This is a genomic window from Nitrospirota bacterium, assembly GCA_030645475.1.
In the GTDB taxonomy this organism is placed as follows: Bacteria; Nitrospirota; Nitrospiria; order Nitrospirales; family Nitrospiraceae; genus Palsa-1315.
The window spans coordinates 140387-155734 of sequence record JAUSMA010000069.1 but is presented as its reverse complement, the minus strand read 5'-3'; the positions used below and the strand labels follow the sequence as shown (position 1 = coordinate 155734).

The following is a 15348-nucleotide window of genomic DNA, read 5'->3' as shown; positions in this document are numbered from 1 at the left end:
AATCGAATAGGCTCGGAAGAAAGTCCCGATGCTGGCGACGTGAAGATCTACGGGAAACGGCTGAATGCCACAATGGCAGCATCTCTGTCGCGTGCGGATCGGGTTGCAAGAACCGCATGGCGTTCACCCTATTCAGTTGGTTCTGCACAGTCGTTTCGGAGGGTGCCAGTGTCCTATGGAAGGCCGTAAAAAGTCTAGATGCAAATGGGTCCGGGCCATCTGAAGCCAAAGGGCGAGAGGCTGAAGAGCGGTGCGGACCCCGAAGGATCTTTTCCGCATGAGGGGCAATGAGGCTGTACTGGAAAGGAGAGAAACGGATCGCAGGCTCTGATGGTGCCGAAGGCGGGACTTGAACCCGCACGGCTTGCGCCACACGCCCCTCAAACGTGCGTGTCTGCCATTTCACCACTTCGGCATCAGAGGTCGTTTCAACGACGAGGGAGGCGCATTATAGAAGTGGGCCAAAATCCTTGTCAATCCATAGTCGCTCCGGTAGAATCGGGCGGCTCATACTCACCGGGTCCCTCAACGTTGTGCAGAGTCACCAGATCCTCACCTCCGCGATTGATGATGCCGCTGAACGGCAGGTCGACAGGCCTGTCGCCGCGCTGTTCGACGTCGACAACACGCTGCTGCCGGGAATCGCCAGCGAAGTACGATTCTTTCAGTATTTGTGGCGCCGCGGACTGGTGGGATGGGGTGAGCTGAGCCGGAGCGCGGCCTGGCTGGCGCAACATGTACCCCCGTTCTCGCTGCACTCGCTCCGGGAACGAAAACTCTATCTGACAGGGAAGCGCCCCGCAGACATCGAATCCTATGCGAGGGAGTTCTGCCAGAGCGAGATGATCGGCAAGGTGTCCCTAGAAGGCCGCGCGAGGCTGGACGCCCATCGCCAGGCCGGTCACCAGCTGATTCTTGTGACTGGCGCGCCAGGATTTTTGATTGAGCCTCTTGCAGATTTCTTGGACGTCCCGACGGTCTTCGCGGCGAAACCGGAACAACGGGATTCCCTCTATACCGGCGCCTTGATTCCCCCGCTGCCCTATGGCCAGGGCAAACGGGAGCTGATTCTCGCTCATGCGCAGGATCGGGGCCTCGATTTAGCCGGGTCCTACGCCTATGGCGACAGCCCCGGCGATTACGACCTTCTTGACCTGGTCGGGTACCCCTTGGTGGTCAATCCGATCAGGGGCATGGCTCTCATGGCCAGCCGACAAGGTTGGCCGGTCGCAAGATGGGAATAAAGACGTGAATCGCTCAATGTTAACCGACTCTTCAGCCGGACAGTACGTTTCCGATACGCGTTTCACGATTCACGTTTCACGTTTCACGTCTTAAGTCATGCGCGTCACCGAAATCTTTCATAGCATTCAAGGTGAATCGAGTTACGCCGGACAACCCTGCGTGTTTGTACGGTTGACCGGCTGCCCGCTTCGCTGCACCTGGTGCGATACCGACTACTCATTTTATGGAGGACAGGAGTCCTCCATCGGCGCCGTCTTGGAAAAGGTAAAAAGTTACGGATGCCGCCTGGTGGAGGTGACTGGAGGAGAGCCGCTCGCCCAGCCTGAAAGTCTCCCCCTCATGACCAAACTCTGTGATGCCGGCTATACGGTCCTGCTTGAGACCAGCGGCGCCATCGATGTTGCCCCCGTCGATCCACGGGTCCATGTCATCCTGGATGTAAAGTGCCCGGGGAGCGGCATGGTGGATCGAATGCATTGGCCAAATGTTTCCAGGCTGACCGCCAAGGATGAGGCGAAGTTTGTCTTGGCCGACCGAACCGATTACGACTGGGCCCGTGAAGTGCTTGTCGAGTATGACTTGGCCAGTCGTTGTCCGGTGCATTTCAGCCCTGTCTTTGCGTCGCTCGATCTGCGGCAGCTGGCTGAGTGGATCCTGGCCGATCGTCTGCCGGTCCGTTTTCAATTGCAGATGCACAAATACATCTGGGCGCCGGACATGCGCGGGGTGTGAAAAATCGCGATCAGCGTTCAGCCGTCGGTTCTCAGTTTCGGCTGACACCTGGCAGCTTCAACAAGGAGATGTGAATGAAAATCATGCGGGTCACGGTTCAGGTTGGAAAAACAGAGACTACCGCTACAGAGGTATTGGTCCTTACGCACTGCGACGGAGAGGGGTTAGGCAAACAAGATGCAGTCCTGCTCGATCGAGCCCTCGGGGGTTCATTGCGCAAGCTGCTGCAATCCAAGGAGTTCGAAGGCAAGGCCAACGAGGTCTTGCTCTACCACACGCAGAGCTCGGTGCCTGCCAAACGGCTGGTACTCGTCGGCTTGGGCAAAAAGAATGACGTCACGCTAGAGACGATCCGGCAAGCGATGGGCACCGCGGCAAAGCGTGTGCGCCAGGCGAAAGTCGGCGCCTTTACCGTGGTCCTTCCCACAGTAACCCCTGCCGGGATGTCATCGGTTGAAGTGGCGCAAGCGATGGTGGAAGGGGCGATCCTCGGCAGTTATCAGTTCACCGTCTATCGGACCGCGGCGGCTGAACATGCCGTCGAAGGGATGAAGATTCTCATCCCGCAGAAGAGTCAGCTGAAGCAGGTGAGTGAAGGGGTCCGGCGCGGCGTCGCCACGGCAGAAGCCACTGTGTTCGTTCGCGACCTCTGCAATCATCCCTCCAATGTCCTCACGCCAACGAGGGTCGCCGAGGAAGCGAAAGCGATTGCGAAGGCCGAAAAGATTTCGATCAAGATTCTTGAGCAGAAAGAGATGGAGCGCTTGGGGATGGGAGCGCTGCTGGGCGTCGCGCGGGGGAGCCAGGAGCCGCCTAAGTTCATCATCCTGGAATACAACGGGGCCAAGAAGAAAGACGAGCGTCCGGTTGTGTTGGTCGGGAAGACCATCACCTTCGATACGGGTGGAATCTCGTTGAAACCTGCCGAAAACATGGAACACATGAAGGCCGATATGACCGGGGGAGCCGAAGTGCTCGCCTCGATCCGTGCGGCGGCCAGACTCAAACTCCCGCTACGGCTTATTAGTATCCTGCCTGTGGCGGAAAACATGCCGGGCGGCAGGGCGATGAAGCCCGGCGATGTCGTGACCACACTCTCAGGAAAAACGGTTGAAGTGCAGAACACGGATGCGGAAGGGCGGCTCATCCTGGCCGACGGCCTTGCCTATGCGATGCGGTACAAGCCGGCAGCCTTGATCGACATTGCGACTCTCACGGGAGCCTGTGTCGTAGCGCTCGGCCAATTTGCGATCGGCATGTTCGGCACCGACCAGGCACTCAAAGAACAGGTCCGGAAGTCGGGGCAAAAGGCGGGCGAGCGTGTCTGGGAGATGCCGCTGTGGGAGGAATATTTCGAACAGCTCAAGAGCGACGTGGCCGACATGCGCAATATCGGCGGCCGAGGCGGCGGCATGATCACCGCAGCACTCTTTCTAAGCAAGTTCGTAGGAGACTGCCCCTGGGTGCACCTCGATATTGCCAGTACGGATTGGAGCGAACGGGAACGCGCCTACGTGCCGAAGGGGCCCACCGCGATTGGCACCAGGCTGTTGTTGCAGTATCTGATCGATCGAAGCCTGTAGCAGCCTGTCAGCAGGGGAGCACAATCGTATGACGACGCGTGACAAAATCGGACAGCTCTTTATGGTCGGGTTTCTCGGCACCTCGGTGACCCGCGACCTGGCCTCCTTCATCAAGGAGTACAAACCTGGCGGTGTCATTCTGTTCTCGCGAAACCTCGAGTCCGTCGAACAGATGGTCGACTTGACCAACGATCTCCAGGCCTGTAGCTCCCATTCGCCGCTGTTGATCTCCATCGACCAAGAAGGGGGCCGAGTCTCCCGTCTTCCCAAAGGCTTTACAATTTTCCCGCCCTGCGACCTGTTGGGCCGCTGCAATTCCACCGAACTGGCCTACGCAGCTGCGGCAACCATTGCCAAAGAACTGCGGGCGGTGGGCGTGAACATGAATATGGCGCCGGTGCTCGATGTGAACAGCAATCCGGACAATCCGGTTATCGGCGACCGCGCGTTTGGGACGACGCCTGATGTGGTCTGCGAGTTAGGGCTGGCGACGGCGGCGGGACTGCAAGACAACAAAGTTGTGGCCTGCGGGAAACACTTTCCCGGCCACGGCGATACGAATGCCGATTCCCACAAAGAGCTGCCGGTGGTCGAAGCCTTACGCGAGCGATTGGAGGCGGTCGAGTTTCCCCCGTTCCGCCGTGCCGTCACGCAGGGCATCGCATCGATGATGACGGCGCACGTGCTCTACCGAGCCCTCGATCCTGAACTGCCCGCCACACTCTCGCCGACCATCATCAATGGATTTTTGCGCCAGGAGCTGCGATACGATGGTGTGGTCTTGACGGACGACTTAGAGATGCACGCGATCATCGACCACTATGGCATGGAAGACGCGGCGGTTCGTGCGGTGCTGGCAGGCTGCGATGTCTTGTTAATTTGCAAAGATCGGGATCGGGAAATCGCCGCCTTCGGAGCCGTGGAACAGGCGGTTGCAGCGGGCACGATTTCGATGGAACGGCTGAGCCTTTCAGCCACTCGGATTGCCCGCCTGAAAGACCGGTTTGTGGCGCCTTATAAACCGGTGACAATCTCCGACGCGAAACTCGTAGCCGGGTGCAGATCTCATCAGATGTTGTTGCGTACGATCGATCAGGTTCGCGAGCGGTTATCGAAGGTTCCAACATTCTAGTGCGAGCGTAATTCATCTCTGCGTATGGGGAAAATGTGGCTCTGAAAAAAGGTGATATCCTCGACGAGTTCAAGCGGTATCAACATGCCTGTGGATTGATCGTCAAAGTCATGGGCGGCGGCGAGGGATTTGAAAAGATCGTCTGTTGCGGTCATGATCTGACGGAAGAGGATCTGGTCCCCGATGCTGCGATTGTGCGTGGACGGAAAAAGGGGAACTTGCCTCCCGCCGTCGTGCTGGATGAAAAGAAACTGCACCCGAACTCTTGCGGACTGCGCGTCATGATCATCGATGGCGGAGCCGGCTTTACAGAAATTCGTTGCTGCGGTCATTCCTTGACGGCCAGCTCGATGAAAGAGCTGACATACGGCCAGTTGCGAGGGCCAGAGCCGGGGCAGAACGCGCCTCCCGGCACTGCGTAATTCGAATAGACTGGAGGGCCTCGTGCAGAACCGAAAAGAGCTGATGAAGCGGTGGTGCGGGGCCATGGAATGGCTCGACCGGCTCGGATACATGACTGCGGGGTTTAGCCTCCTCATCCTCGGCATGCTCATCTTCACACATGCCTGGTATACCTTCATCATGAAAGCCAATCAGGCCGGTCTTCTGCCTTCGGGCCTCAAACTGTTGAACGACCTGCTGCTTGTCATTATTCTGCTGGAACTGTTCCGCACCGTCATCCGGTTTCTCCAGACCGAAGTCCTCGATCTTGAACCCTACCTTGCGGTCGGCATCATCGCCTGCACGAGACGCGTCCTGACCGCCAGTGCGGAGCTTTCCCATTTAACCGCGATGACTGACACGCAGTTTTATCAGTACCTCATGGATGTGGGCTTGAACGTCACGGTCATCATGGTGCTCATCATCGGGGTCTTCCTCGTCCGCAAACGCCCGGCACAACCTACGACCACGTTGTCGTAGCCTTCCGCTTTTTCTGCTCCCCTATTATTAAAAGGCAGGGAGGCGGGCTCCCTAACTGCGCGCGTCCAACGAGGCCCTTCCAAGGACGCGCGTTGCGCGAGCAAAAGGGAGCCCACCTCCTTGCCCTCGACGCACCTCTTATGGCATCATGCCTCCCTCTTGGAGACGGGCATGGCACATTTGCTCGAATACGCTGGTTCCGTGCATATCTATCTTGGACCCTATCGCGGGAATCCGATCGCCTTGTATTTGAAGCGGACGGAAACCGGGTGCCAGATCGGCCCAAGGGCCTACCCGTGGAATAACGTCGTCGGGAGTGGCGACACCCCGAATAAAGCGGCCGCAGATTTTGAAGAGAAATGGAAGACGAAGGGTCTCTCGACGGATATGTACTCCGGTCCCTCATGGGAAGGCGGCATCAAGCCGGAACGACCTGCCCCACCCAAGCCGCCCGCCCCTCCGAAGCCGGCGGTAACCGCGACACCATCAGCTGCTGCCCAGCCTGTCGCACCAACAACCACTCCGACTGCTCCAGCTTCCATTGCACCGGCTCCTGCTCCGGCAGCTCAGCCAGCGAACGAGTCGAACTAATCCAGTCTATTTAGAATGTACCCGTTGGGGAGTGGCCTTGAGGGAAGGGCCGGCCAGCTTGCTATGCTTCAGGCCATATCCCAGGTAGACCACAATGCCAATGGCGGTCCAAACGACGAACCTGATCCAGGTCACCCAGGGAAGAAAACTCATAAGGCCAAAACAAGCCAGCATGCCTAGAATGGGAACAAGTGGCATGAAGGGAAGACGGAATGGACGGGGCTGGTTGGGTTTCGTGTAGCGCAGAATGACGACTCCAATACAAACGAGAACAAACGCGAAGAGCGTGCCGATATTCGTCATATCCGCCGCGTCGCCGATAGGAATCAGCGCAGCGAGCGTGGCCACGCCGATGCCCGTGAGAATAGTGGCGTAGTGCGGCGTGCCATAACGCGGATGCACGGTTGAGAGCCAGGGGCTCAAGAGGTGATCGCGCGACATGGCGAAGAAAACCCGAATCTGGCCCAGCATCATCACCACAAGCACACTGGTAATCCCGGCGACAGCTCCAATCGCCACAATCGCCGAGCCCCACTTGAAACCCACCATACTCAACGCTTCAGCCACCGGCGCATGGACGTCGATCTGCAAAGAGGGTATCAAGCCGGTCAACACAGCAGCTACGGCAATGTAGAGGACCGTGCAGATGCTCAGTGAGGCGATAATGGCGATCGGGAGATCCCGCTGAGGGTTTTTCGCTTCCTCGGCAGTCGTTGAGATCGCGTCGAATCCGATATAGGCGAAGAACACAATTGCCGCAGCGGCACCAACGCCGGCGAATCCCTGCGGCATGAAGGGTGTCCAGTTGTCTACGTTCACGGCGGGCGTTCCCACCGCGATGAAAAAGAGGATGACCGCGAGCTTCAAACAGACAATGATGCCTGTGGCGCGAGCGCTTTCCTTGATTCCAATGACGAGGATGATGGTGACGAGTAACACGATAATCGCGGCAGGGAAGTTGGCGACACCACCATCGGGTCCTCCTGGCGGATGTGTCGCCCAATGTGGAAATTCGAACCCGGCCAAGCTGAGTAGTTTATTGAAATAGCCGGACCACCCGATGGCCACGGCGACACAGGCCACTCCATATTCGAGAATCAAATTCCAGCCGGTAATCCAAGCCAGAAATTCTCCCAATGTGGCATATGAATAGGTATAGGCCGAACCGGCCACGGGAATCATGGTGGAGAACTCTGCATAGCAGAGGGCCGCGAGAGCGCAGGTTAGGCCGGAGAGCACGAACGATAAGATAATTCCAGGTCCTGCCCCCGGTCGATGGGCATCGCCGACAATGGCGGTACCGATCAGGACGAAGATGCCGGTGCCGATGATCGCCCCGATGCCGAGCGCGGTCAGATCCCAAGCCGTGAGAGTCTTTTTCAACCGATGGTCGGGATGATCTGCGTCTGCGAGGATCTGCTCGATAGATTTCGTTTGAAATAGACGGCGAATCATTGCCCCTCCCCTACGGATAGGAGGAAAGGCTGCCGGCTGGTCAAACGATTCTCGTTCCATATCCAGTGAAGTATAGCAGGCGACGGTGCACGGCTCACCGTCCGGTCCGAAGCGAACGCCTCTGTGCTCATGATGCGGAGCGGCGGGCGGCGCGCAAAAATGCCTCGAACAGGCGCCGGTGGTGGAGATGCTGCTCGAAAAGAAATTCAGGGTGCCACTGGATACCGAGGAAAAAACGCTGAGCCGGCGATTCGATCGCTTCCACGATGCCATCGGGAGCCACAGCGCTGGCGATCAACGACGGTGCGACGGCCTTGACCGATTGATGATGGGAGCTGTTCACCCGCATCGAAACCGACCGGACGATACGGCGCAATAGGCTGCCTGGCGCCACGGTCACGGTGTGGCTGAGATTCGTTGCAGAAGTCCGTTGCCGATGCTGAAGCGGTTTCGCGACCTGAGACGCGATGTCCTGAAACAAACTGCCGCCACAGGCCACGTTCATCGTCTGCATGCCTCCGCAGATGCCGAGCAGCGGGAGGTCGGCCTTCCTTGCCAGGTGCACGACGTCCAGTTCGAAGTTTGCGCGACGCGCACTGACGATGCCGAACGGAAAACGTTGGCGCTCACCGTACAATGTCGGGGGCAAGTCCGGCCCGCTTCCGGTAAGGAGGAGTCCGTCAAGCTGTCCTAGAAGACGCCGTCTCGTGGCTCGATCTGCAAGGAGGGGAAGGACGAGCGGGATGCCTCCCAGTTCTTCGATGGCACGAATGTAGCGCGCACGTAAAAAATAGGTGGGCTCGCGCCCACCCCATTCCTTCCGATCACCGGCGTTGAAATCTGGTGTAACGCCGATGATCGGTTTCATCGGCTAGCGGGTAGATTCTTGGGCCGAGGCATCACTCGAATCGGCAACCCCCAGGAAGCGGATCGGGCGATTGCCTTGGAGATGATCCGGAGTCAGGATATAGGTCCCATAGAGACTCGTGGTCCAAATGCTCTTCGCCGCCTGTTCATTCCCGCCTGAAAACGCGTAGGCGAGGCCTCCGACAATCCCTCCGCTGATGGCGAAGGCTGCTTTCAGGGGAAGATACAGGAGGGTGGAAAACCCAGCGGCCGCTTGCATGCCTGCACTCGACGCGCTCCCCCCCTCCGCGCTCGCATTTGACGAGGAAGCCATGTTGTCTTGACTCCAGGCCGACGGCGACATGGTGATGGCGGAAAGGGCCAGGAGCAGAACGACTGCCACGAGTTTGAAGCTGGAACCAGCATAGGGTCGATTGGATGACGATGAATAGATGTTCACGAAAAATCCTCCTTCTTCGACAGCGCGAGCTGAGCGGTAATGGTTGACCCCGGAGCCACTCACCTCTGATTTAGGGGTAGTGGGGTTATAACAAATTCAACACTGATTGCAAACCCCCTGCCGCGCTCAGGAAGAGAACTTCATGGCGCAGTGACATCTCTCTGTATGAGGTCCAGTTCGGTGGCAATGTACGAGGTGATGAAGTTCGTTCGCTCGATCACCGTATCGCGAACCTCAACAATCCATCTGTCATCTGCGAGACATTGGTTGTCTTGCGTGATGCCAGCATGCAGCAGTAAGTCGAGTTTGCACCAGCAGACCGCTTGAATAAACAGTTCGTGCGCTCGCTCCTCCTGCGCGGGACGATCTTCCTCTGGGAGATCGTTCAAGGCCTGCGCCAGCCAGTGAGAAAGGGCCATATCAGCGTGGAGCTGATCGATTTGCGCGTCTGTGATCGCGACGGCGACCTGAACTCCACCCTTCCAACTCCGCTTCTTGACATTGAAGACACAGGAAGAAGTGAAGGGTCTTCCCTCCACCGGTTGTGGTCCGACAAACAGGGTTACACGAAATTGAGAAGGTTCTGGTCCATGCTCGACGGTCATGCGGCGTATTGTAGCATGATCGTCGATCTCCTAGCCGCCTCATTGACGGCTTGCTGAGCCGACGAATATGATGCCTCTATGATAACCAAAGCCCTGCAGCAACGTATCAGCGAGATTCAGCAGTCGCTTCGCGATGCCAGAGTCGACGGCTGGCTCTTCTATGACTTCCGCTACAGCGATCCCCTCGCCTATCGCATCCTCCAGCTTGACCCGACCCTCCATGTGACGAGACGCTGGTATTACTGGATTCCCGCGCAGGGAACTCCCGTCAAACTGTTGCATCGCATCGAGCCCCATGTACTGGATACCTTGCCGGGACAAATCGACTGTTATGTGTCCTGGGAGCAGCAACGGCAGATCCTCGGGCGCCTGCTCGCCGGAAGCCCTCGTGTCGCGATGCAGTATTCTCCGCTGAATGCGGTGCCCTACGTGTCGCGCGTAGATGCCGGCACGATCGAATTGATCAGGAGTTACGGTGTCGAGGTGGTCAGTTCAGCGGATTTGATCCAGGTGTTCGAAGCCTGCTGGACGGACCGTCAACTCGCATCGCATCAATATGCCGCTGCGGCCCTCCGTCGCATCGTCGACGAAACGTTCGGTCATGTGCATGAGGAGATCGCGCAAGGCCGGAGTCTCACTGAGTATGGAGTCCAGCAGTTCATCTTGTCTCGCATACGCGATGCCGGGATGGTCACGTCGAGTGCACCGATCGCTGCCGTCAATGCCCACAGCGCCGATCCTCATTACGGTCCGACAGAGATCGGGTCTGCCGACGTCATACGCGATGCGCTGTTGTTGATCGACCTCTGGGCCAAACGAGCGGAAGCCGGCTCGGTGTACGCCGATATTACATGGACCGGCTATGTCGGCAGCACGGTGCCGGCGAAACAGCGCAAAATATTCGACTTGGTCCGGGCGGGACGGGACGCAGCCTTGACCTTTGCCAAGACAGAAACTTCTGCCGGCCGTCGCCCATTCGGCTGGGAGGTTGACGCGGCCTGCCGCCACGTCATCCAGCAAGGCGGTTATGGCGATCAGTTCGTCCACCGCACGGGCCATTCTATCGGTGAAGAGGTCCATGGCAACGGAGCCAATATCGATGGCTTGGAAACACAAGATACCCGCCGACTCATGCCGAAAACCTGTTTCTCGATCGAGCCGGGGATCTATTTACCGGGCGAGTTTGGGATTAGAAGCGAGCTGGATGTGTACCTCTCCGACCATGAGGCGCTGGTATTTGGATTGCCGTTGCAGACTGAAATCATACCGATTTTCTAGCCTCCGCCCTTCCTTGACAGTGCCTCCTCCTGGCCTATAGAGTTGCGTCGATTCTCAATAGGGGCAAGGCCGTCGGCGATTTACAGGATAAAGGAACCACGCCATGTTTGGTACCATGGGGATCTCGGAACTGATCATCATTCTCGTCATTGTCCTCATCATTTTCGGGGCAGGCAAGCTCCCCCAAATCGGTGAAGGGGTCGGCAAGGCGCTCAAGGGGTTCAAGAAGGAAGTCAACGAGATCCCTCCGCCAGCGGAAGCAGCGTCGTCCGACGTCACGCAACCGGAGCCGATGCAGGTCCAGTCGACCATTCAGGCTGCACCGGTGGCGGCGCAGGGACAGGCTCCGGCTGCTCTGAAACCGACGGCACCCTATACGCCGGGACCAGAACTCACTCCTGGAACGACCGCTGCCTTGATGTACAACATGGCGGCCCAGCCACAGGCTCCTCGGCCAGCGTCGGCCCCGTCAGTCTCCACCCAATCAGCCGCGCAGGGTCAACAGCCTCCTACGATGGAGGAGCGCGCAGCGGCTCCCTCCCCGATGATGAAGGCACAGTACCCGCCTCTTCCTCCCGGTGCGCAGGCAAAACCTGTGGCCAAACGCCCCTCTGCCATCGTCAACAAGGATGCCGTGGCTCGCGTCCAGGCACAGCAAGCAGCAATGAAGGCCCAGGCCGCGCAACCGGCCGGCATCTCTCCGGGGGACATGCAAAGCTTGGGAGAAGGACTTGGCGATGCGTTGCGAACCTTCAAGCAGGCTGTCGCCGATGTCCGCAATTCCGTCGATCCAGAGATGCGAACCATCCAAGCCGAAATGGACTCGGCCCAGAAGGAATTTCAGCAATCCATCGAAGCAGCCAAAGAGATGCCGGCCTTGCACGAAGAGCCTCCTAAACAAGCGTGAGCCGGAATACGGCCTTCACCAACCCGCCCGCTACCTGGAATCTGCTTCCTCGTACGACCTCTGTCACTATCGCTTGTGCAGTCGTCCTAACCCTCCTCTGTCTCGCCGGATGTATCCAGGACTCTCCGCCGCCCTCGAAGGAACGCGCCGTCTCACTCCTGCTTGAGTTGCTCCACGATGAGCGGCCAGAGATGCGGCGAACGGCTGCTGAATCCCTGGGTAAAATCGGTGGCCGAGGATCCATAGACTCGATTTTCCTCCTTGTACAGGATCCTGATGAAGCAGTCCGACAAGCATCGGTGACAGCCATGGGACGATTAAGACCCACAGCCACAGATGCAATCGTCGCCCTGTTGGCACAGGCGCTAGGGGATCCTGTCGAGTCAGTCCGCCAGGCGGCAGTTGTCGCGATCGGCGAGATCGAACCGACCCCGCGGGTACTGGATCCAATCGTTGGCTTATTGCGATCTTCGAATGCGGCGACCAGGAAAGCGGCCGTGCGAGCATTGCTGCAAATCGACTCGAGCCAATCGGTTTCTTCGTTAATCGCAGCAGGACAGGACTCAGACTCAGACGTGCGTCAGGGAATTGTGGCTGCGGTGGGCGAATGGGGCGGCGTGGCGGTTTCTTCCTGGCTCAGAGAGCGGTTGGCCAATGACTCCTCGCCTGGGGTGCGAACAGAAGCGGCCTATCGTTTGGGAATGCGCAGCGATGTCGCGGCGAAGGCCGCGCTTGATAGGGCAGTGGTCATGGATGCCGACAGTGGGGTGAGGAACTGGGCGAAGCGAGGAGGACTCTAGCGGGCTGAGGGAAAACGTTGTGGACAGACCAGAACTTCACTGGTTCGCATGTCTGGGATAACGGAGAATATCGGGCAGGATGCTCAAAAAGACTGCCCAGCAAGGCCGCAGGCTTGCAAGAACCGAAGGCGTACCCTCGTGGTACGTTGAGGATTCTTGTGAGCTGAGAACGCCGCTGGCAGCCTTTTTCAGCATCCTGCTAGGTTGTGAGGCGAGTGCGATTCAACGCCTCGACAAGCTCAACCAGCTCTTTGCGGGCCTTTTCGTCGATGTTGGTGAATTGAACGCCCATCCCGGGAAACAATAGATGTCGTTCGGGCTTGTTGCGGGTCCAGGCGACCTTGGCTGTGGCCTGGTATTTTTCCCAGGGACGATCCGGCAGGGCAAACTCGACGGACAGTTCGGTTCCCGGGGCCAACGGGGTGCTGCTTTCGATAAAGAGCCCGCCTGCGCCGATACCACCTGTCAGACTGTCGAACTGTTTACCTTCCGGTGTCGTGTACCGGACCTTCAAGGCGAGTGGCGCTCTCGGGTGTGCGCGGGCATGGGCGAATCGCGCGTCGTCGTCACCGGCCAAAACCTGCTCGATCATCTCTCCCCATGGAAGAACGCCAAGCAAGGCTCCTGTCGCGCTCAGTAATGAGACCATCTCACGATCAGGGTCCATTTCGAGGATTTTCCCCATATGTCCCCCCGTCGTCGTCACATTGAACTTCATGGTCAGACCTTTGAGTTGAACAGGAAATGACTCGATAGCAGACGGATAGTCACTAGGCCGGTTGACCCACAGGCTGGAGAGATTTCACCAGGTCCAGCACGAAATTGCGGATCTCGGGGTTGATCTCCGTAAAGCGAACCCCCATGCCTGGACTAAACGTATATTGATCTGCCTTAGGACAGACCCAGGCGACAAGACCCTTCGCGGGCAACCATTCTGATGGCTTTTCTGGTAGCGAAAATTCAAGCGCGAGCTTAGTACCGACCGGGAGAGGGCTCTGGCTTTCGATAAAGAGCCCGCCGCCGCCGATGCCGCCTGCGCGACTTTCAAACTGCTGGCCCTCAGGAGTCTTGTATTTGATACGAAACGTGAGTGCTACCCGCGGCTCGTTCCTGGTTTCTCGGCTCGTCGGAGGATTGCGATAGGCCAGAATCTGGTCGATGACGAAATCCCAGGACAAATTGCCCATCGGTTCGCCGTTGATACCCAAGAGGGTGATCACTTCACGGGTCGCATCAAGGTCGAGAGTTTTGCCTTTGTGTCGAAGGCTTGAAGACACTGGATATTTCACACGTCCTCCGCGTTCAAGAGTGACAAGGCAAGTATAGCGCAGCCTTCTAGCTTGTCGAGGAAAAGCGCAAAGTTATCAATCGGTCAAAGATTGGGTCGAGGAAGATAGCCAGGAGCAGGCCTATTCGAGAAGGCGCCTTACAGGGGAAATACCAGACCAGGAATGATCCTGGCCTGGAGAGCTTTATATTCGACGGGTAAACGATTACGCGACAAACAGACTGACTTACAATAACTTATGCTGTTTTCGCATCCTTATCCTGCTCGAAAATCCTGATAGGGGCATGCTTTCCAAGGATCGCATCCTCAGTGATAAGGACTTCCTTGATCTGCTTCTGCGAAGGCGCGTCGTACATCACGTCTAACATCACGTCTTCGAGAATGGCGCGCAAGCCACGAGCGCCTGTCTTCTGAACGAATGCCTTCCGCGCGATCGCGCCCAGCGCGCCTTCCGTGAACTTGAGCTTCACTTTTTCGAAGGAGAGTAGCTTCTCGTACTGTTTCGTGAGCGCGTTTTTCGGTTCGGTCAAAATTCGAATGAGGGCTCGTTCATCCAGCTCATCCAGAGTGGCCACGACCGGCAACCGGCCGACGAACTCCGGAATCAAACCGTACTTGAGGAAGTCTTCCGGCTGCACTCTTGCGAACAATTCACCGAGCCGAATTTCATTTCGACCTCGGACCTCGGCGCCGAATCCCATCGATTTTCGATTCAGACGCTGCTCGATAATCTGTTCGAGCCCGACGAACGCTCCGCCGCAGATGAACAGGATATTGCTCGTGTTGACCTGAATAAACTCTTGGTGCGGATGTTTGCGACCGCCCTGAGGCGGGACATTGGCGACCGTTCCCTCGATGAGCTTGAGGAGCGCCTGCTGCACCCCTTCGCCCGAGACATCGCGGGTGATGGAGGGGCTGTCGCTCTTCCGGCTGATCTTATCGATTTCATCGATGTAGACGATGCCTCGCTCAGCCCGCTCAACATCGTAGTCCGATGCCTGCAACAACTTGAGGATGATATTTTCGACATCTTCACCGACATACCCTGCTTCGGTCAGCGTTGTGGCATCGGCCAACGTAAATGGCACGTCCAGATACTTTGCGAGGGTTTGGGCCAACAGCGTTTTCCCCGTGCCGGTAGGCCCCAGCATGAGGATATTGCCTTTTTGGAGCTGGACTTCGTCAGTATCTTTGTCTTTAGCCGAGATCCGCTTGTAGTGGTTATGCACGGCCACCGAGAGGATTTTCTTGGCCCGCTCCTGTCCCACGACGTATTGATCCAAGTGGTGTTTAATTTCCACCGGCTTCTTGATTTTTGACGAGATCTCTTCTTTGGCTTCTTCCCAATCCTCGGCAATGATGTCGTTACAGAGGTTGACGCATTCGTCGCAAATATAGACGGTAGGCCCGGCAATCAACTTGCGGACTTCGTCGCGGCTCTTTCCACAAAACGAGCAGCGGAGATGTCGATCCATCTTATCCTGCTTGGCCATGCGTCCTCCCCC

General features: G+C 57.6%; 17 protein-coding genes and 1 tRNA gene. 10 read left to right on the top strand and 8 right to left on the bottom strand.

Annotated elements, in window-relative coordinates:
- Window positions 1–331 precede the first annotated feature (331 nt).
- Window positions 332–415: transfer RNA gene (locus Q7U76_15785), tRNA-Leu, on the bottom strand.
- 118 nt (window positions 416–533) lie between these two features.
- Here Q7U76_15785 and Q7U76_15780 point away from each other — a divergent pair.
- From Q7U76_15780 to Q7U76_15750, 7 genes are all read left to right on the top strand, one after another.
- Window positions 534–1244: an HAD-IB family hydrolase gene (locus Q7U76_15780; protein ID MDO8357841.1), complete on the top strand. Its 711-nt coding sequence runs from the start codon at window positions 534–536 to the stop codon at window positions 1242–1244.
- A gap of 97 nt (window positions 1245–1341) precedes the next feature.
- Entirely contained in the window at window positions 1342–1977 is a 636-nt protein-coding gene (gene queE, locus Q7U76_15775; protein ID MDO8357840.1) for a 7-carboxy-7-deazaguanine synthase QueE, read from the top strand.
- A gap of 74 nt (window positions 1978–2051) precedes the next feature.
- Window positions 2052–3560: a leucyl aminopeptidase gene (locus Q7U76_15770; GenBank protein ID MDO8357839.1), complete on the top strand. Its 1509-nt coding sequence runs from the start codon at window positions 2052–2054 to the stop codon at window positions 3558–3560.
- A gap of 28 nt (window positions 3561–3588) precedes the next feature.
- The gene (gene nagZ / locus Q7U76_15765) at window positions 3589–4692 is read left to right on the top strand and encodes a beta-N-acetylhexosaminidase (protein ID MDO8357838.1); all 1104 of its coding nucleotides are present in this window, start codon (window positions 3589–3591) and stop codon (window positions 4690–4692) included.
- A 35-nt stretch (window positions 4693–4727) separates the two neighbouring features.
- Window positions 4728–5114: a hypothetical protein gene (locus tag Q7U76_15760; protein MDO8357837.1), complete on the top strand. Its 387-nt coding sequence runs from the start codon at window positions 4728–4730 to the stop codon at window positions 5112–5114.
- 22 nt (window positions 5115–5136) lie between these two features.
- Window positions 5137–5613: a phosphate-starvation-inducible PsiE family protein gene (locus tag Q7U76_15755; protein ID MDO8357836.1), complete on the top strand. Its 477-nt coding sequence runs from the start codon at window positions 5137–5139 to the stop codon at window positions 5611–5613.
- Window positions 5614–5784: 171 nt separating this feature from the next.
- Window positions 5785–6204: a hypothetical protein gene (locus Q7U76_15750; protein ID MDO8357835.1), complete on the top strand. Its 420-nt coding sequence runs from the start codon at window positions 5785–5787 to the stop codon at window positions 6202–6204.
- Window positions 6205–6210: 6 nt separating this feature from the next.
- Here Q7U76_15750 and Q7U76_15745 read toward each other — a convergent pair whose 3' ends face one another.
- From Q7U76_15745 to Q7U76_15730, 4 genes are all read right to left on the bottom strand, one after another.
- Window positions 6211–7659: an amino acid permease gene (locus Q7U76_15745; protein MDO8357834.1), complete on the bottom strand. Its 1449-nt coding sequence runs from the start codon at window positions 7657–7659 to the stop codon at window positions 6211–6213.
- Window positions 7660–7786: 127 nt separating this feature from the next.
- The gene (locus tag Q7U76_15740) at window positions 7787–8527 is read right to left on the bottom strand and encodes a gamma-glutamyl-gamma-aminobutyrate hydrolase family protein (GenBank protein ID MDO8357833.1); all 741 of its coding nucleotides are present in this window, start codon (window positions 8525–8527) and stop codon (window positions 7787–7789) included.
- Between the two features lie 3 nt (window positions 8528–8530).
- Window positions 8531–8965, bottom strand: coding sequence for a hypothetical protein (locus Q7U76_15735; protein MDO8357832.1), 435 nt, complete (start codon window positions 8963–8965; stop codon window positions 8531–8533).
- A gap of 140 nt (window positions 8966–9105) precedes the next feature.
- A complete protein-coding gene (locus Q7U76_15730; protein MDO8357831.1) occupies window positions 9106–9570 on the bottom strand; it encodes a hypothetical protein in 465 nt (154 codons plus the stop codon).
- A gap of 78 nt (window positions 9571–9648) precedes the next feature.
- Between Q7U76_15730 and Q7U76_15725 the strand changes: the two genes are divergently transcribed.
- From Q7U76_15725 to Q7U76_15715, 3 genes are all read left to right on the top strand, one after another.
- Complete coding sequence (locus Q7U76_15725; GenBank protein MDO8357830.1) at window positions 9649–10848, top strand: M24 family metallopeptidase; 1200 nt, start codon at window positions 9649–9651, stop codon at window positions 10846–10848.
- 103 nt (window positions 10849–10951) lie between these two features.
- Window positions 10952–11755 carry a twin-arginine translocase TatA/TatE family subunit gene (gene tatA, locus Q7U76_15720; protein MDO8357829.1) on the top strand — a complete coding sequence of 268 codons (804 nt, stop codon included), beginning with the start codon at window positions 10952–10954 and terminating at the stop codon, window positions 11753–11755.
- Window positions 11752–12555: a HEAT repeat domain-containing protein gene (locus Q7U76_15715; GenBank protein MDO8357828.1), complete on the top strand. Its 804-nt coding sequence runs from the start codon at window positions 11752–11754 to the stop codon at window positions 12553–12555. Before tatA ends, Q7U76_15715 begins: the two co-directional genes overlap by 4 nt.
- Window positions 12556–12754: 199 nt before the next feature.
- Here Q7U76_15715 and Q7U76_15710 read toward each other — a convergent pair whose 3' ends face one another.
- The 3 genes from Q7U76_15710 to clpX form a co-directional block, all read right to left on the bottom strand.
- Window positions 12755–13273, bottom strand: coding sequence for a TIGR02266 family protein (locus tag Q7U76_15710; protein MDO8357827.1), 519 nt, complete (start codon window positions 13271–13273; stop codon window positions 12755–12757).
- 52 nt (window positions 13274–13325) lie between these two features.
- On the bottom strand, window positions 13326–13844 hold the full coding sequence (locus tag Q7U76_15705) for a TIGR02266 family protein (protein MDO8357826.1): 519 nt from the start codon (window positions 13842–13844) through the stop codon (window positions 13326–13328).
- Between the two features lie 235 nt (window positions 13845–14079).
- The gene (gene clpX, locus Q7U76_15700) at window positions 14080–15336 is read right to left on the bottom strand and encodes an ATP-dependent Clp protease ATP-binding subunit ClpX (GenBank protein MDO8357825.1); all 1257 of its coding nucleotides are present in this window, start codon (window positions 15334–15336) and stop codon (window positions 14080–14082) included.
- Window positions 15337–15348: the final 12 nt, after the last annotated feature.